This is a genomic window from Citrobacter sp. ANG330 (assembly GCF_047467925.1).
GTDB lineage: Bacteria > Pseudomonadota > Gammaproteobacteria > Enterobacterales > Enterobacteriaceae > Citrobacter_A > Citrobacter_A amalonaticus_G.
Window position 1 is genome coordinate 389052 of the sequence record NZ_JASJUI010000001.1, and the last position, 14989, is coordinate 404040.

At 49.8% G+C, this 14989-nt stretch carries 23 protein-coding genes; 13 read left to right on the forward strand and 10 right to left on the reverse strand.

Features of this window, described 5'->3' with window-relative positions; genetic code table 11:
* Positions 1 to 113: 113 nt before the first annotated feature.
* From QNN88_RS01930 to QNN88_RS01950, 5 genes are all read right to left on the reverse strand, one after another.
* The gene (locus tag QNN88_RS01930) at positions 114 to 302 is read right to left on the reverse strand and encodes a hypothetical protein (RefSeq protein WP_414238735.1); all 189 of its coding nucleotides are present in this window, start codon (positions 300 to 302) and stop codon (positions 114 to 116) included.
* Positions 303 to 372: 70 nt separating this feature from the next.
* Complete coding sequence (locus QNN88_RS01935) at positions 373 to 852, reverse strand: replication protein P (RefSeq protein ID WP_414238736.1); 480 nt, start codon at positions 850 to 852, stop codon at positions 373 to 375.
* A complete protein-coding gene (locus tag QNN88_RS01940; protein WP_414238737.1) occupies positions 791 to 1936 on the reverse strand; it encodes a helix-turn-helix domain-containing protein in 1146 nt (381 codons plus the stop codon). Before QNN88_RS01940 ends, QNN88_RS01935 begins: the two co-directional genes overlap by 62 nt.
* Before the next feature lie 16 nt (positions 1937 to 1952).
* Positions 1953 to 2393, reverse strand: a complete 441-nt coding sequence (locus tag QNN88_RS01945) for a toxin YdaT family protein (protein ID WP_414238738.1) — start codon at positions 2391 to 2393, stop codon at positions 1953 to 1955.
* 24 nt (positions 2394 to 2417) lie between these two features.
* Positions 2418 to 2651, reverse strand: coding sequence for a transcriptional regulator (locus QNN88_RS01950; RefSeq protein ID WP_414238739.1), 234 nt, complete (start codon positions 2649 to 2651; stop codon positions 2418 to 2420).
* A 95-nt stretch (positions 2652 to 2746) separates the two neighbouring features.
* Here QNN88_RS01950 and QNN88_RS01955 point away from each other — a divergent pair, with 95 nt between their 5' ends.
* On the forward strand, positions 2747 to 3130 hold the full coding sequence (locus QNN88_RS01955; protein WP_414238740.1) for a hypothetical protein: 384 nt from the start codon (positions 2747 to 2749) through the stop codon (positions 3128 to 3130).
* Positions 3131 to 3370: 240 nt separating this feature from the next.
* Here QNN88_RS01955 and QNN88_RS01960 read toward each other — a convergent pair whose 3' ends face one another.
* Positions 3371 to 3637 carry a hypothetical protein gene (locus QNN88_RS01960; RefSeq protein ID WP_414238741.1) on the reverse strand — a complete coding sequence of 89 codons (267 nt, stop codon included), beginning with the start codon at positions 3635 to 3637 and terminating at the stop codon, positions 3371 to 3373.
* A 315-nt stretch (positions 3638 to 3952) separates the two neighbouring features.
* Between QNN88_RS01960 and QNN88_RS01965 the strand changes: the two genes are divergently transcribed.
* The 9 genes from QNN88_RS01965 (at position 3953) to QNN88_RS02005 (ending at position 9080) form a co-directional block, all read left to right on the forward strand.
* Positions 3953 to 4147, forward strand: a complete 195-nt coding sequence (locus tag QNN88_RS01965; RefSeq protein WP_414238742.1) for a hypothetical protein — start codon at positions 3953 to 3955, stop codon at positions 4145 to 4147.
* The gene (locus QNN88_RS01970; protein ID WP_414239358.1) at positions 4140 to 4334 is read left to right on the forward strand and encodes a hypothetical protein; all 195 of its coding nucleotides are present in this window, start codon (positions 4140 to 4142) and stop codon (positions 4332 to 4334) included. The genes QNN88_RS01965 and QNN88_RS01970 overlap by 8 nt, the downstream gene beginning before the upstream one ends.
* A complete protein-coding gene (locus QNN88_RS01975; protein WP_414238743.1) occupies positions 4285 to 4476 on the forward strand; it encodes a DUF1482 family protein in 192 nt (63 codons plus the stop codon). Before QNN88_RS01970 ends, QNN88_RS01975 begins: the two co-directional genes overlap by 50 nt.
* 71 nt (positions 4477 to 4547) lie before the next feature.
* On the forward strand, positions 4548 to 5027 hold the full coding sequence (locus QNN88_RS01980) for a pentapeptide repeat-containing protein (protein WP_414238744.1): 480 nt from the start codon (positions 4548 to 4550) through the stop codon (positions 5025 to 5027).
* 230 nt (positions 5028 to 5257) lie between these two features.
* Entirely contained in the window at positions 5258 to 7186 is a 1929-nt protein-coding gene (locus QNN88_RS01985; protein WP_414238745.1) for a hypothetical protein, read from the forward strand.
* A gap of 23 nt (positions 7187 to 7209) precedes the next feature.
* The gene (locus tag QNN88_RS01990; protein ID WP_414238746.1) at positions 7210 to 7485 is read left to right on the forward strand and encodes a hypothetical protein; all 276 of its coding nucleotides are present in this window, start codon (positions 7210 to 7212) and stop codon (positions 7483 to 7485) included.
* On the forward strand, positions 7463 to 7699 hold the full coding sequence (locus tag QNN88_RS01995) for a DUF4060 family protein (protein WP_414238747.1): 237 nt from the start codon (positions 7463 to 7465) through the stop codon (positions 7697 to 7699). Before QNN88_RS01990 ends, QNN88_RS01995 begins: the two co-directional genes overlap by 23 nt.
* A 108-nt stretch (positions 7700 to 7807) precedes the next feature.
* Positions 7808 to 8023 (forward strand): excisionase, encoded by a 216-nt coding sequence (locus QNN88_RS02000; protein ID WP_414239334.1) that lies wholly within the window; start codon positions 7808 to 7810, stop codon positions 8021 to 8023.
* A complete protein-coding gene (locus QNN88_RS02005) occupies positions 8001 to 9080 on the forward strand; it encodes a tyrosine-type recombinase/integrase (protein WP_414238748.1) in 1080 nt (359 codons plus the stop codon). Before QNN88_RS02000 ends, QNN88_RS02005 begins: the two co-directional genes overlap by 23 nt.
* Positions 9081 to 9468: 388 nt before the next feature.
* Here the strand turns inward: QNN88_RS02005 and QNN88_RS02010 are convergent, their stop codons facing one another.
* From QNN88_RS02010 to yobA, 3 genes are read right to left on the reverse strand one after another with little or no spacing between them, the layout of a single operon-like run.
* Positions 9469 to 9807: a YebY family protein gene (locus tag QNN88_RS02010; protein WP_414238749.1), complete on the reverse strand. Its 339-nt coding sequence runs from the start codon at positions 9805 to 9807 to the stop codon at positions 9469 to 9471.
* Between the two features lie 16 nt (positions 9808 to 9823).
* Positions 9824 to 10696, reverse strand: coding sequence for a copper homeostasis membrane protein CopD (gene copD, locus QNN88_RS02015; protein WP_414238750.1), 873 nt, complete (start codon positions 10694 to 10696; stop codon positions 9824 to 9826).
* Between the two features lie 2 nt (positions 10697 to 10698).
* Positions 10699 to 11073 (reverse strand): CopC domain-containing protein YobA, encoded by a 375-nt coding sequence (gene yobA / locus QNN88_RS02020; RefSeq protein ID WP_414238751.1) that lies wholly within the window; start codon positions 11071 to 11073, stop codon positions 10699 to 10701.
* A gap of 137 nt (positions 11074 to 11210) precedes the next feature.
* Here yobA and QNN88_RS02025 point away from each other — a divergent pair, with 137 nt between their 5' ends.
* The 3 genes from QNN88_RS02025 to exoX all read left to right on the forward strand — a co-directional run bounded on the left by QNN88_RS02025 (position 11211) and on the right by exoX (position 12893).
* Entirely contained in the window at positions 11211 to 11441 is a 231-nt protein-coding gene (locus QNN88_RS02025; RefSeq protein WP_181680746.1) for a DNA polymerase III subunit theta, read from the forward strand.
* A 109-nt stretch (positions 11442 to 11550) separates the two neighbouring features.
* The gene (locus tag QNN88_RS02030; protein ID WP_414238752.1) at positions 11551 to 12207 is read left to right on the forward strand and encodes a carbon-nitrogen hydrolase family protein; all 657 of its coding nucleotides are present in this window, start codon (positions 11551 to 11553) and stop codon (positions 12205 to 12207) included.
* Positions 12208 to 12230: 23 nt separating this feature from the next.
* A complete protein-coding gene (exoX, locus tag QNN88_RS02035) occupies positions 12231 to 12893 on the forward strand; it encodes an exodeoxyribonuclease X (protein WP_414238753.1) in 663 nt (220 codons plus the stop codon).
* Here the strand turns inward: exoX and ptrB are convergent.
* Entirely contained in the window at positions 12875 to 14950 is a 2076-nt protein-coding gene (ptrB, locus tag QNN88_RS02040; RefSeq protein ID WP_414238754.1) for an oligopeptidase B, read from the reverse strand. The two genes, exoX and ptrB, sit on opposite strands and share 19 nt — an antisense overlap.
* Between the last annotated feature and the right edge of the window lie 39 nt (positions 14951 to 14989).

Here is a 14989-nt window from a genome sequence, read left to right on the forward strand (position 1 = left end):
TTAGATCACCCTTATCTCTGAGTCGGGTTATTGCGTTGCAAACTGCGGTACGTTTGCGGCCTATCTGTTCAGCTACCTGATTCACACTGAATTCACCGCCACTGCTCAATAACTCAATGACCTGATTTTTGACTGTCATCGTTTTTGTCCTCGCGTAATTTTTCAACCAGTCCGCACCAGTTTTGCTGCAGTTTTTCCAGCGCTGCATTCCGGCTGCCAGCAGGACTTTCAAGCCCCACCCGACGGCAGTTATACGGGCACTTCATCTCCCCGCGACACAACCCAAATCTGTCGGTTTTCATCAGATATTCCGGTGTGTTTCCGCAATCCGGGCATTTTGGTAATTCATTCTGTTTCACAAAATTCTCCTGGTTAAATTAGTCCAGTCGCTTTACGACAGTTGTATTGTTCAAGTAGCAGCTGTGCTGGCGTTGGTCCGGATGGATGCCGGGGAGCCGCAATTTGTTTTCTCACTGGTGGGATCGGCCTTCCCTCAGAGAGGTGTTTTTCCCACTTAGTCAACTGGCACACCGCATGTCTCTCCAGTTCTGGCTGGGTCATCTGACGTTCCACTCCGGTGCGGCGTAACCCAGTGCAAATCTGATACAGGACAGGGTGGCGCCACGGGAATTCCTCTGAGCAGCTATAGCGATACGACTCGTTGCGCCAACGCTTGTATTCCGCCATCACATCCGACGTGGTTAATCCCAACAGACCGCCGCCAGCGTCAGCAACTAGAGCAACAAACTCAGCCAGGCTCGGGGGCCACGTATTACCGCCAGAGCAACGGCTAACAAGGGAGTTGCAGACGTTCGTCATCTGGTCGCTGGTCAAACTCCCAATCTGCGCCATCCAGAGCTCGTCCGGCACAGCTCCATTCTTCGCAATCCACTGTTGCCCGTAAATTTTCCCCATCACCTCCCATAGCCGCCGGGCTGTCGCCCTGCTCCCAGCGGTCGAGGGCCTCGCGGATCTGGCGTGTTGCGGTTGATTCCCCGGTGTTCTGTACATGCTGTGGTTCTCCAGTCTGGAATTTCGCCGTCAGGGTGTCCCACTTCTCTCGGAGCTTTGACGGGCATAGGATGTTCGTGCGCCAGAAGCTGTCCTTATTGGCGCGCTTGAATAATTTGCAAATTTCTTTGTGCGTGAATCCGTCGATCTGGCGTATCAGGCGCACGTCGTTCGCCCACTCGGTCCAGTTGGGCTGACGCTGAGTAGGGTTAATAATTTTGACTCGCTCGAAAATCCAGGCTGCGCAGTCGAGATCAGCTTGTGTTCCCCAAGATTTACCGCTGGGTGTGTACACGGCAGCATCAGGATGACGAGATAGAAATTTTTCAGTTTTGTCCTGGTCGGGGGATTCGCCAGAATTCTCCGACGTAGAGATCTCTTTTGACTGGTTCAGTGACTGGTTCAAAAGAGTGACTGATTCGGGTGCAGCTGGTGCACTAGGGGGTAGTGAATCTGGTGCACTACCCTGGTGAATCTGGTGCACTACCCCTGTTGCACCTGGTGCACTAGGGGGTAGTGAATCTGGTGCACTACCCTGGTGAATCTGGTGCACTACCCCTGTTGCACCTGGTGCACTAGGGGGTAGTGAATCTGGTGCACTACCCTGCGCGCGGGGCTTCTTGGGTAATTTGAATTTCGCCAGCATCGCGGCGTTGCCGTTTTCAGGGGTGATAAAATAAATATTGCTGGTGTTACCGTTCGGGCCTTTACGCAGCTCTTTTCGGAGAAAACCACACGCGCACAGCTTGGCGACGTGATTTACCGCAGTGCGTTTGCTGATCTCGCACTGATCTGCAATATGCTGATAGCTCGGCCAGCACTCACCTTTATCGCTGGCGTTGTCTGCCAGTTTAAGCAGCGCAAGCTTGCTCAGCGGGTCGCCAACTTTAACTTTCATAACCCGAACCATCAGATCCATACTCATAACAAAACCTCAAAACCTACGCTGCACGCCGTTCATGCGCGATATGGACCACTAAACCTGCCAGCTGTGCTAGCGCATCGATGGCTTCAAACGCTTCTTTCCGGACAAATGCTGATGGCTGTCCTGTCAGCGCTGCGTTCGTTGCCTCGATGCACTCGCGGTTCGCAGTGGCAACACGGCTCTGAACATCGGTACGTTTCCCCTGCTCTGCTCGCATTGCAGCGCGTATGGCAGGCATCAGTTCGCGGATCTTGTCGCGTTGCATCTGCGTGCGACCTTCAATCCAGCGGTGAAAGATGTTCTGCTGGTTATTCCAGACGTTGCCGACCACCAGCGGAAGATTTCCGCCACCCTGGGCGTGGTAATGCTCTGTGATGGATGCAGCCGCTGCAGCTTGTCCCATCTCTGCCGCCATAGACAGCAATAGCGAAACGGTTTGATCGTGTGTGATTTCCATTAATCAGGCTCCCTTGCTTAATTTCTATAAATTACTTGGTACAAACTCAGGCCAAATTTTTCTCCAATCGTCTGGGCGCATATCGGCGCGAGTGACAAGCCCCTTGGTTGCAGCTTCGATCTCAATACAGCGAGCAGGAGAAATAGAAGCCTTCCCGGTAGCTAACTGTGAGAGGTACGATTTTGAAACACCCAAAATTTCAGCCAGTTGCTTGGCGTATCCACGCTCTTGGTTCTCGAGATAATCACTTAACTGCATATAAACTCCTGCGTTCGAATGAAGCGAGTTTATAGTTTACTAAACTGGCAAGTCAAGTATTTGCTTGTTAATTATTTACTAATCAAAATAGCTTCATGGATATGAAAGAGATTCGGCGCCAGCGCCTTAAGGAATGGTTCTCTAGCCGTTCTATACCTGAAAGAGAGAAGAGCTACCTATCACAGTTGATGAGTGGTAAGACTTCGTTTGGAGAACGCGCAGCGCGTAGGCTTGAGGGTGACTATGGTATGAGTCCAGGGTATCTCGACACGCCGCCTGATGATGATCAGGCACCTTCACAAACGCTCCTTACAGAACAACAGCAGCGATTGCTCAATCTCTTCGACCGCCTGCCCGAAAGTGAAAAAGAGCCTCACATAGCATCACTCGCGGCGATGGTCGAAAATTACGATAAACTTTTCAATGAAATGCTAAAATCCAGAAATATCAAGGATTTAATTAAAAAAACAACAAAGTAACACCGAGTAAAACAAGCCAAACCCACTTCAAAAAGAAAAAACAAATAACTAAAAATCAATTAGTTAATTGTTTTTTACACCATCAGGTTTATATTTTACTTTACAGCAAGGTTTACTAAACTATAAACTCCATCTCATCAAGTTACAGCGCGTGACGATTCAGGTTAAGTTCGGCCTACCCGGCCTTAAGGGTAAGAGTTGGAGGACATGCAGGAAGGAAGCGCATCCTTGCGCTTTGACTTAATCCGTTAGGGTTGTGAAGTGCGGAGGCTGTTCCGGTGGGGTTTTATCCTTAAGTAATGAGTTGGTTTTCGAAGTAACGTGATACTGGAAAATAGCCTTCTCATCCGGTGTTGCTTTGCTAAGCAGGTATTCATTCAGGCTTGGAGATAAAGAGTACAGACCCTCAAGAGGGCATTTATACAGAATAGCCTCTTCTCCGGTGCCTAAATAGATACGAGTTTTCTCTGAGTTGATGCCGCAAATTGGGCACTCATTAAGTTGCATTAAAAATTACCTTCTATGTGTGAGAGCTAAGAAGGATACCACCTGGCCCGGGTGGCAAAACAAAGGGCGCACTAAATGATCAATAAATTCAACGAATTAATGCAATTTAGTTATGTTTTTTGAGTATTAATCATTGATATGAATAGCAGGCTTTAAGGTGCGGTGAATGCGGCTAAGCGCACGTGGTACAGTTGAATTACAAAGTCCTTGTTAGAGATGGGTGGAATGTCACCGAACGTAATGAGCTGGTTACGTTCACCGGGAGGCACCCGGCACTGCACCTTAAAGTCTGTTTATAAAAGTATGGAGACAATTGTGGAAAACAAAGTTCCCGTAGTTAGTTCTGCGCCGTTCTGCCCGGTGGTTATCTGTGCTGAATGTCACGCATCATGCACAGCAGATCTGCAACGTGCTGGCCGCATTGCTGCCGCACAACGTGAATACGACGCAGCAGCAGAAGCCTTGCGCATTGCTGAGAATAATTTACGTCTGGCGGTACAGCATGATTAATTTCAGCGCCGCACAGATACGTAATGCTATCGCAGCTATTGAGAATAAAAAAACTATCGCTGAATTCATTAACGACCAGAAAATGATTAATGAAGTCCGTATTGAAAAAGCACTCATCCTCGCAGAGGTCTGTAATAATGACTCAGTTATTCGCGCTCGTTTTAACGATTTGCTCAGCAAACAATAATTGTACTGATGCTGTAAAAGACATTTACACCACCAAAGTTCAATGCGAGCGAGAGGTATATGAAAAGCGCTATTTTTACGCAAATTGTCTTCCAGTTGAAAAAAACATTCGCACTGGTTATTTAGACAAAACTAACAATTAAATAAACATTAACACAATTATTTATGCCTTAGCTGGCAGGGATTCACACATACATAATACAGGATAAACCAAATGAACATTTCCGATTTAAATAATATTATTGAGTCTCATAAGGTATATGTAACAACATTCGGCAAGGATGGAAAGAAAGCCAACCTGTGTGATGCCAACCTGCGTGATGCCGACCTGTGTGATGCCAACCTGTGTGGTGCCGACCTGCGTGGTGCCAACCTGCGTGGTGCCAACCTGTGTGATGCCAACCTGTGTGGTGCCGACCTGCGTGGTGCCAACCTGCGTGGTGCCAACCTGCCAGACTTAACTTACGTCATCATGGGAGAGGAATACGTTATCACAATTACGAACGGTGAATATGTCCGCGCTGGATGCCAGAATCACAAATCAGAGGACTGGAGATCTTTTTCTAAAGATGAAATTGCAGAAATGGATGGTCGCCACGCTTTGAAATTTTATCCTCACCTGCTGGATATTATTGATTTCTACCTCGGGAAAGGTGAGCGCCCTGCATGGTTGAGCATCAAAGAGTCTAAATAATATGAGCGACGAAATTAAGCACTGCGCTGGCGGTTGTGGCTTCAGCGCAGACAAATCAATCATGCACTACAGGCCGGAATATGTGAATGGTTTTAAACGCGATTGGTATTACTGCGATAAATGTAATGAAAAAAAACTTCATCTTTTAAAGCTCAAATCACTAAGCCAGAGAGTAAGAAAACAATTACACAGCAACACACGCCGCTCACATAAATATTAATGAGGTTGTTATGACTATTGAGTTAAATATTTTTTCTGGAATATTAGAACCTAAAAAGGGTTCACTTGAGAAAAATAAAGATCTTCCTGTTTACGCTGGCACCGTGAGAGCAAAAAACAAATCCGCTGCACAAGTAATGTTACACGGAATTTTCCTGCAATTTGCGCCAGAACTTGCTGATGATTATTTCAAGCCTAAAGTATGGGAGGATAGCGAAGGCGTCCCACGCCCTAAACTTATGGGCGTATTAACTCCTGATTTTTTCTCAGATGAAATTGTCTGGAATGCTGAAACCGGCAAACCTGAGCGCGTACTGGCTGAGCCGGAACTTACCGACGACAGCAAGCAACAGAGCGAAGACCAGACAGAAGAAAAAATGACGGCAGTTAAGCCGCTGCCAGCGAACTACCGAGCCGCCAGCCTGGTGCTGTTTGGGTCAGTGCCTGAAATTACCACAATTCAATATGGCCGGGTGATGGATCTGGTTAATGATGATGAAAGCAGCTTTGCCCGGGAACTGGCGGAAGCCATCGCACGGGAACCTCGTGCACTGGAACTGCCGCCGGAACGCCAGGAAGAACTGCTGGCGCATCTGCGTGAGACCGTCAAAGAGACAGCGCAATGGACCGATATAAAAAGGCCAATTACGAAGTGGCTAGATGCCCCGTCAGAAAAACGCGGCAACATTGATGCAGACAACGCTGCAAACATCGAGCGGAACAATCAGACGATGCTCCGTTACAATATAGCAAGAGGTATTATCTCCCGCTCGATGGATTTTGATATTAACAGCACTCCTGTAGGTATTGAAATGCGCGCCAATTCAATGCTGAGCGATAAGAAAGATACGGAAATTACCGCGTGGTTGCTGCCACTTTCCCGTACACCTGGAATTTATGATTTCAACGCAGCATCAATTATCGCAATGATAAAAACTGCGGAAGAAAAGCTTTGTGTTTATCCGGGAGAACTCCGCAAATACATCGATAAGTGCATTGCGGGTTTTGATTGCGTTAATCCACCGCAACTGGTCATTGATATTGCCTGCAGTCGTACGTCTACCCCGCTGCCACAAAAAAATGATGGAGCAAAAACTGATGGTAAAACCGAACAGGCGTTACGGAACGAAAATTTACCACCAGCAGCCTGTCCAGCTCGCGCCGCGGAACTCGACAGGGAACTGGAAGCAGCATTTGCCGACAGCACGCCAGCAGAGGGCGAAGAACTTCAACCATTTAATGATGAAGAACTGCGCCATAAAACCAGCCTGATGCTGGCGCAGCAGCGCGGCGAGTGCATACCTGAATTAGGCGATGACCCGACCGACCCAAAATGGGACAGCATGGCCGGCAATGCCTCAAATGAGGGTGAAAAAACGGAATTGAACGAGCGGGAAGACGACCGCCTGCCAATGGACACCCGCGAGATTGAGATTGCCCACGCGCTTAATGACCTGCTGTCCGGACGTACCGACATTATGGGCAAAGAAGATGCGGAAGGTGTTGTGATCTGCGCCGGCAACCTCATCGCTGACGTTATTCCGCTGCTGATCATCGATATCGTAGTCACTGAATATTGCCTGTCACCTGATTTTACTGATGAAGAAATTTACGATGTCGCAACGACAATTCTTGATGGCTGGTCTGATGATGCCGCGGTGCGCCAGAAAATCGCCCTCGATGCAATTGTGGAATACCGTCGCCCTGAACCACCGAAGCCAGTAGTTATTGATCCGCCAGTTATTACCGTCAAACCTAAAAACGAACCAGAACCCGCGCCATTCGCTAAGGCTACTACCCTGACCTACCGCCAGCAACTGACGGTCGCAGCTCTGCAGGGAATGTGCACCAACCCAGCATGCAGGGGAGACTTCGACGAACTGGCGCTTATGGCGGTGGCGATGGCCAACGACATTATTGTTGCGGAGAAAAGCCTGTGAGCATAGCAAAAGAGGCGATCGCCGTGAGCAGATTCAGCGAGTTTCCGGACACGCTGGTCACGCTGGAGTTATGCCGTGTTTTCGCTCAACGAGAAAAGCGCCGTGTCGGTGAGTCACTGCGGGCTTGCGCCCGCGTATTGCAGAACAAGGTTCAGCATGAACGTCTGCGGGAAACACTGGAATCGATGAGTAAGAGCCAGTTCCCTGAAACACAAATAGCCCGCATACGTGATTGTGTCCGTCGAATGGAAACTGTTATTGACCGGGGTATGCCGCGTGCGACTGATAAATCGCAGTAAAAACGATCCTGTTTCCGGCGAGGCATGCGCTGCTGCTCTCAAGGCGCATGCTGAAAAATTTGGTGAGCATGGGAAGCAGTATACCCAGACCATGTACACAGTTCTGATTCAGGAAAAAAAAGTAACTGTCGAAGTTATCAATCGCCGTCGAAGTTACGTAGCAACCGCAATGACCGGTGCCCGCCATATTCAAAGGCTACCAGGGAATTACTGATTTTTGAGAATCAACCAGCGCCAGCTGTTACGTGTATCGTAATGGCTGGCTACCGAGGTGAAAGTGAAGCTTGTATCTCTCGAACGCTGGGCGGAACTCAGATACGAAGTGCCGCCGCCAATAGGAACGCTCAGGAAATGGGCACGTAATGGAAATATCTACCCTGCGCCAGAAAAGGAAGGTACGCAGTATCGCGTCAGGCCGGATGCCGTTTTCATTAGACCAAACAAATATTGCAAAACGATCAGCACAAACCAAAGCAGACACCCTTTAAAACGTCGATTAGTGGAGAGGATTATCGATGGCGAGGCCGGACAAGTATGACGCTAATTTACCTAAGAATCTGACATACCGTAAAGCCAGGAGGACATATTCCTGGCGCAACCCTCTCGACGGTAAAGAAATTTCCTTGGGTAAAATATCGCGCAGGGATGCGATCTCCCAGGCAATCGAAGCAAATCACTACATCGATAAAAATTACACTCCAATTGCTTTGCTTGAGCAGTTGAAAGGCGTTAACGAATACACAATGAAAAATTGGCTTGATCGCTATGAAGTGATCCTCCAGCGCCGAAAACTGGCAGTGAATACCTATAAAGTCAGAACCGGGCAACTTGCGACAATTGGCGAGCATTTTGGCGAAACGGTATTGGCCAGCATCACCACCCGCGATATTGCCGAGTTTCTGGAGCGCTGGATAGTCAATGGTAAAACAACAATGGCGGGAACGATGCGATCGGTGCTGTCTGATGTTTTCAGGGAAGCAGTGGTTGAAGGGCGTGTGGAGAATAACCCTGTAACACCTACCCGCGCACCGAAGATAGAAGTACTGCGCGAACGTCTCGAATATGAAATGTTTGTGGCCGTACGTGCCGGTGCAGAGAGAATGCCGGCATGGTTCAACCTGGCACTTGATCTTGCTCTGGTTACAGGCCAGCGCCGTGAAGATATAGCAGGGATGAAATTTTCTGATATCAGAGATAACCGTTTATATATCGAACAGCAAAAAACTGGGGCATGCCTTGCATTGCCACTATCACTAACACTGAAGACAGCTAACTTACGACTTGGAACAGTGATTGATCGTTGTAAACTAGTAAGCCGCTGTGATTTCCTCATCAGCCCTGGCATCAGAAAAAATAGCGAAGACGGAAGCATCAACCTGGATAGTCTGACGAAAGGATTTGTGAAAGCGAGGAATTTTTCAGGTTTAAAATTTTCAGAAAATCCACCATCGTTTCATGAAATTCGGAGTCTTGCGGGTAGGATGTATGAGAAGGAATGCGGGAAAGATTTTGCGCAAAAACTGCTGGGCCATAAGTCGGAAAAAATGACTGAGAAGTATCTTGATACGAGAAAAAAAGAGTATGTGATGATTTAATTTTTCTTCGTAAATGAATTGTGAATGTTAAAAATGGTGTGGTATAACGGACAAATACCGAATATTAGAATTCGGACAAATTTCGGACATTTTCGGACATGGAGCCTTAAGTGTCTGAAATTAAAGACCGATAAAAAGAGACCGAATACGATTCCTGTATTCGGTCCAGGGAAATGGCTCTTGGGAGAGAGCCGTGCGCTAAAAGTTGGCATTAATGCAGGCTAAGTCGCCTTGCCCTTTAAGAATAGATGACGACGCCAGCTTTTCCAGTCCACGACGAATGTGGCTGGAAAAAAGGCGATTGTCACCGGCTGAAATGCAAAAACCGCAAGATCATCTTCAGGATGCTTGCGGTTTTTTATTGGAAAGCAGAGAGAGTTTTTGGATATTAACAGAGCTTTTCCGCGCGTTCGATAAACGGCGCCAGGCTCATTTTTTCCCCCGGATTTGCCGGATCGTCAATCTGAATCACCGATATGGGTTGCGCGGTTGTTTTGCCGCTGGCCACTTGCTGCTGCGCCACATCGTTTAACGGATACTGAACAAGCGTGCTGGGGTTAATCACATACAGCGCGTTCCCCGGTCGACAGGTCAGCATCACCTCTTCGCGATTGAACGCCCACTTATCTTTGCCGATTTCAAAGCGGCTCACGGTGATGACCTGTGGCGCCGCCATCGCAACCCCTGAACTGGTCAGAAGCAACACAGAGAGAATCATTTTTTTCATGAATTTTGCCTGTCCCTCAGAATGGTTCCAGCGTCGCAAATACGCTGACGATTGCCAGCACAACGGCGCCAATTCCCCATTCGATCTTCGTCATCCAAATAAAATACACCGTAACGCGGCGGTTCTCCTGCCGCATACGTGGTACGAGAAGATACCGATTCACCAGTGCGATTGCCACCATTAGCAGGACAAGTGCACATTTTAGCAAAAGCAGTTGCCCCCAGGCTGTTCGCCACGGAAGTGCAACGCCCTGGATAAACAGCATATTGGCAATACCGGTGAGCAAAACACCTGCTACGGCAAGATGCCCATAGCGGGAAAAACGCATCAGGGTGTAAACCGCCTGCTGCTGCCAACGTCCTCTCGCTATGCGCATGCAATAAATCACCGGTAACAGGCCACCAAACCAGGCTGCGGCGCAAATCAGATGCAGCGCATGGTTTGTCTGCTGCAGCGCACCGATAACGCCCGTGTGCAGTGTGGCATGTCCAATCCCCGTCAGCAGCGCAAACTGCGCGAGGGTTAAGAGCACGAAGAGTCGCGATAAATTGCGCGGCATCAGCAGTGCGGCAATTAGTGTCACCAGCGCCAGAACGATCTGCCAGAGCCACACTCCGCCAAATTGAGTTTGTAACACCGCTCTCCAGACAGACATGGAGATAACATCCTGCCAGCCGGAGCCCATGAGCCCCGCCTGGATCGCCAGCATCAGTAACGCACTCAGAAAACTCCATAGCGCAGCATGTTGTTGCAGGCGCAGGAAGCGTCTGCTCATCAAACGGCGGACAGATGCCGGCGCTAACCACGCCCCGTAGAGCGCAGAGCCGAACACCAGCATCAGAGCGGTAAAATGGATGAAACGGAGTGAAACCCAGGTCAGCGTCAGCATGTTTATCTCACGCTAAAGGTGTACTGCCCTTTGGTTTTGTGTCCATCGACGGAAACCACGTGCCAGTTCACCGTGTATTGACCCGGCTTCAGTGCTTCATCAAGCGGAACGATCAGTTGCTTCTTATCCTGCTCGTTACGTTTTGCCGGCCGGGTTTTAATTCCCTCTTGTTTTGGACCAGTAATCGTCGCCCCGCTGAATCCGGGCTCGATACCTTCAGAGAAATTGAGGGTCAGCGCCTGCGGTGCGGCAGACACCTCAGCATCAGCGGCCGGATATTGATGTGTCAAATGCGCATGCGCCCACACCGTCGGGGCTGCCAGAACGGATGCGAGGAGAAGGAGCGTATTGCGAACAGTACGTGCAGGAGAAACCATATTAACTATTCCTTTTTGTTATGCCTTATTTTTAGAGGATAACCTTCTATAATGTTCGAGTCGAGAATCATCAATTGCGGCTTGCCATTATGGCGGACTCTTAGTAACTTTTGCGCGCTAAACAGGAGGAGAAGCCCATGCATAAAAATCTGGCTCAACTTGAGCAAGCGGAGATGGACAAGGTAAACGTGGACCTGGCCGCCGCCGGCGTGGCGTTTAAAGAGCGCTACAACATGCCTGTCGTCGCCGAAGTGGTAGAGCGCGAACAACCTGAACACCTGCGTGAATGGTTTCGCGAACGTCTGATCGCCCATCGACTGGCCTCCGTATCATTGTCACGTCTACCCTACGAGCCAAAACCGAAATAACATCTTTGATGTAAAGTTACATATCCTTACATATTGCCTGCTACAGTATAAGTCGATTCTTATTCTATGATTTAAGGACGATTGTAGACACTATGAAAAGGAAGTCATTATGTCACTCTGGAAAATAGCTGCCGCGCAGTACGAACCACTAAAAGCCTCGTTTGATGCACACATAGCTCACCATCTCAATTTCATAAACGCGGCAGCCCGGCAAAAATGCGAACTCCTGGTTTTTCCCTCACTCTCCTTACTCGGTTGTATCAACGACCCACAATCATTGCCCGCGCCGCCGGATCCGAGCCTGTTACAGCCGTTGTCTTATGCTGCAACGACGCATCGCATGACGATCATTGCGGGTCTGCCGGTCGAACATAACAACCGGTTTGTTAAAGGAATCGCCGTCTTTGCGCCGGGAATGACCGCGCCGCGCATGTTTCATCATAGCCACGGTGCCTGTCTTGGCGAAGATTTGAAAACCATCAGTGTGGTGGATGAACAGCCGGATGCGCTCGATCTGGCTCCTGAGTATTCTCTCTTTACCACCAGCCAGAGTGTGGGAGAACCCGAGTTGCTAAGCTCTACCTCGCGATTACAGCGCTTCTCACATAAATTTGCGATTGCGGTTTTGATGGCCAATGCGCGGGGAAGTAGCGCATTATGGGATGAAAACGGGCAGTTGATTGTCCGCGCCGACTGCGGTTCGCTGTTATTAACGGGACAGCGCACGGCACAGGGTTGGCAAGGTGATATCATTCCATTACGCTAATCGTTTTCGGTCAGGAGTGTTACATGCTGCGCATCATCGATACAGAGACCTGTGGCCTGCAGGGCGGGATTGTGGAGATCGCCTCTGTCGATGTGGTTGACGGTAAAATTGTCAATCCCATGAGTCATCTGGTACGTCCTGATCGCCCTATTTCACCGCAGGCGATGGCCATTCATCGTATTACCGAAGCGATGGTAGCCGATAAGCCGTGGATCGAAGAGGTCATCCCGCATTATTACGGCAGCGAATGGTACGTGGCACACAATGCCAGTTTTGACCGCCGTGTGCTCCCCGACATGCCCGGTGAGTGGATTTGCACCATGAAGCTCTCCCGTCGACTCTGGCCGGGAATTAAATACAGCAACATGGCGCTGTATAAGTCACGTAAGTTGAATGTACAGACCCCAGCGGGACTGCATCACCACCGTGCTTTATATGATTGCTACATCACCGCCGCGCTGCTCATCGATATTATGAACACCTCCGGCTGGTCGGCGGAACAGATGGCCGATATCACCGGCCGCCCGGCGCTATTGTCCACCTTCACCTTCGGGAAATATCGTGGAAAAGCGGTATCGGAAGTGGCTGAACGCGATCCGGGCTACCTGCGCTGGTTATTCAATAATCTGGACAGTATGAGCCCGGAGCTGCGCTTAACGCTGAAACATTATCTGGATAACGCGTAGTGTTGCCCCTGCCCTGGCAATGTTCCCTGCGCCAGGGCAATCAAAAATGCAAATTCCAGCGCGACGCCCTCATACGATTTAAAACGACCCGATTTACCGCCATGCCCGGAATCCATGTCAGTGCAAAGCAACAGCAGGTTGTCATCGGTCTTCAGTTCGCGCAATTTTGCCACCCATTTTGCGGGTTCCCAGTACTGAACCTGTGAGTCATGTAGCCCCGTGGTCACCAGAAGATGCGGGTAGGCCTGCGCGATGACGTTATCGTACGGGCTGTAGCTTTTCATGTAAGTGTAATACTGCGGATCTTTGGGATTCCCCCACTCCTCAAACTCCCCGGTCGTCAGCGGAATCGACTCATCCAGCATGGTCGTCACGACATCAACAAAAGGCACCTGGGCAATCACCCCATGAAACAGGTCGGGACGCTCATTGATGGCCACGCCCATTAACATTCCACCCGCGCTGCCGCCCATGGCGTACAGATGTGAAGGCGAGCCGTACCCCTGCTCGATTAGCGCATCGCAGGCATCAAGAAAATCATTAAAAGTGTTACGTTTTTTGAGGAACTTGCCCTCTTCGTACCAGTGCTGGCCCAATTCTCCACCGCCGCGCACATGAACAATGGCATAGACGAATCCGCGATCCAGCAGACTTAATCGGCTACTGCTGAAATCGGCATCCATGCAGGAACCATAGGAACCATAGCCGTACACCAGCAGTGGATTTTGCCCCTTACGGAAGTATTTCTGGTGATAAACCAGTGATACCGGAACCTCGACGCCATCACGGGCGGTGATCCACAGGTGTTCACTACGATACTGGCTGGCATCAAAGCCCGCCACTTCGGTCTGTTTGATGACGCGTCGCTCGCCAGTGTCCATATCCAGCTCAAACAAAGTATCGGGAGTGGTCATCGACGAATAGCCATAACGCAAACGGGACGTTTCTGGCTCCGGATTGTACGCAAGCCAGGTGACATAGGCGGGATCATCAAACGCAATCCCCACCACTTCCCGCGTTTTGCGATTGATTTGCCGCAGGCTGGTCAGCCCGCGCTGGCGTTCTTCCACCACCAGCCAGTCGGTGAAAAGTGTAAAGCCTTCTAGCATGATGCTTTCTCGCGCCGGAATCAGCGTTTCCCACTTCTTTTCATCACGCACGCGGGTGCGATATAAGCCGAAGTTTTTTCCGTCGCGATTAGAGCGCAGATAAAATTTTTGCTGATAGTGATCCAGGCTGTATTCGTGGTCTTTACGGCGAGGCAGGAAAATGAGCGGTTCAGCATCAGCCATTTCGGCATCCAGCAACAGGACCTCGCTGGTCGTTGCGCTCGACAGATGAATGACGATGTAATGCTGGGAAGTCGTTTTGTGCAGACCGACGTAGAAGGTGTCGTCTTTCTCTTCATAAATCAGCTCGTCCTCGGCTGATGGCGTGCCAACGGTATGACGCCAGACCTGATAAGGTAAGAGCGTCGTGGCATGTTTACGGACGTAGTAAAGGGTCAGGGAATCATTCGCCCAGACAAATTCTGGCGCCACATTATCCAGCATCTCCGGATACCAGTTACCACTCTCCAGGTGACGAAAGCGGATCCCGTACTGGCGGCGCGAGAGATAATCTTCCGCGAGCGCCATAATGCTGTTGTCCGGTGTAATCGCAAACCCGCCCAGCGTATAAAATTCGCTGTGCGCCGCCCGCTTGTTGGCATCAATCAGCGTTTCCCACTCATCCCACTCTTCACTGAGTGCCGACTGGCGCTGATAAATGGCATATTCGCACCCGGGCTCGTAGATATGACGATAGCGATAACCGTTCTTCACGTATGGCGCTGAAATATCACGGGGAGAAATACGATCGATAATTTCCTTTAGCACGCGATCCTGCAATGCCTGCTGCGTAGACATAACCTGATGTCCGTAGCGGTTTTCCTGTTGCAGGTAGTCAAGCACCTCGGGCTGAGAGCGCGTGTCGTCCCGCAGCCAGTAGTAGTTATCAATGCGCGTGTCGCCATGGACCGTCATGGCATAGGGGATACGATTTGCTTTTGGCAGCATGTGTCTGTTTCTTTCGTCTTTATACATCCTCTAAGGGTG

Bases quoted from the DNA above. Each gene is read 5' to 3' on its own strand.
- QNN88_RS01930 (WP_414238735.1), bottom strand. From the start codon at position 302: ATGAAAACCGACAGATTTGGGTTGTGTCGCGGGGAGATGAAGTGCCCG.
- QNN88_RS01935 (WP_414238736.1), bottom strand. From the start codon at position 852: ATGGCGCAGATTGGGAGTTTGACCAGCGACCAGATGACGAACGTCTGC.
- QNN88_RS01940 (WP_414238737.1), bottom strand. From the start codon at position 1,936: ATGAGTATGGATCTGATGGTTCGGGTTATGAAAGTTAAAGTTGGCGAC.
- QNN88_RS01945 (WP_414238738.1), bottom strand. From the start codon at position 2,393: ATGGAAATCACACACGATCAAACCGTTTCGCTATTGCTGTCTATGGCG.
- QNN88_RS01950 (WP_414238739.1), bottom strand. From the start codon at position 2,651: ATGCAGTTAAGTGATTATCTCGAGAACCAAGAGCGTGGATACGCCAAG.
- QNN88_RS01955 (WP_414238740.1), top strand. From the start codon at position 2,747: ATGGATATGAAAGAGATTCGGCGCCAGCGCCTTAAGGAATGGTTCTCT.
- QNN88_RS01960 (WP_414238741.1), bottom strand. From the start codon at position 3,637: ATGCAACTTAATGAGTGCCCAATTTGCGGCATCAACTCAGAGAAAACT.
- QNN88_RS01970 (WP_414239358.1), top strand. From the start codon at position 4,140: ATGATTAATTTCAGCGCCGCACAGATACGTAATGCTATCGCAGCTATT.
- QNN88_RS01975 (WP_414238743.1), top strand. From the start codon at position 4,285: ATGACTCAGTTATTCGCGCTCGTTTTAACGATTTGCTCAGCAAACAAT.
- QNN88_RS01980 (WP_414238744.1), top strand. From the start codon at position 4,548: ATGAACATTTCCGATTTAAATAATATTATTGAGTCTCATAAGGTATAT.
- QNN88_RS01985 (WP_414238745.1), top strand. From the start codon at position 5,258: ATGACTATTGAGTTAAATATTTTTTCTGGAATATTAGAACCTAAAAAG.
- QNN88_RS02005 (WP_414238748.1), top strand. From the start codon at position 8,001: ATGGCGAGGCCGGACAAGTATGACGCTAATTTACCTAAGAATCTGACA.
- QNN88_RS02010 (WP_414238749.1), bottom strand. From the start codon at position 9,807: ATGAAAAAAATGATTCTCTCTGTGTTGCTTCTGACCAGTTCAGGGGTT.
- copD (WP_414238750.1), bottom strand. From the start codon at position 10,696: ATGCTGACGCTGACCTGGGTTTCACTCCGTTTCATCCATTTTACCGCT.
- yobA (WP_414238751.1), bottom strand. From the start codon at position 11,073: ATGGTTTCTCCTGCACGTACTGTTCGCAATACGCTCCTTCTCCTCGCA.
- QNN88_RS02025 (WP_181680746.1), top strand. From the start codon at position 11,211: ATGCATAAAAATCTGGCTCAACTTGAGCAAGCGGAGATGGACAAGGTA.
- QNN88_RS02030 (WP_414238752.1), top strand. From the start codon at position 11,551: ATGTCACTCTGGAAAATAGCTGCCGCGCAGTACGAACCACTAAAAGCC.
- exoX (WP_414238753.1), top strand. From the start codon at position 12,231: ATGCTGCGCATCATCGATACAGAGACCTGTGGCCTGCAGGGCGGGATT.
- ptrB (WP_414238754.1), bottom strand. From the start codon at position 14,950: ATGCTGCCAAAAGCAAATCGTATCCCCTATGCCATGACGGTCCATGGC.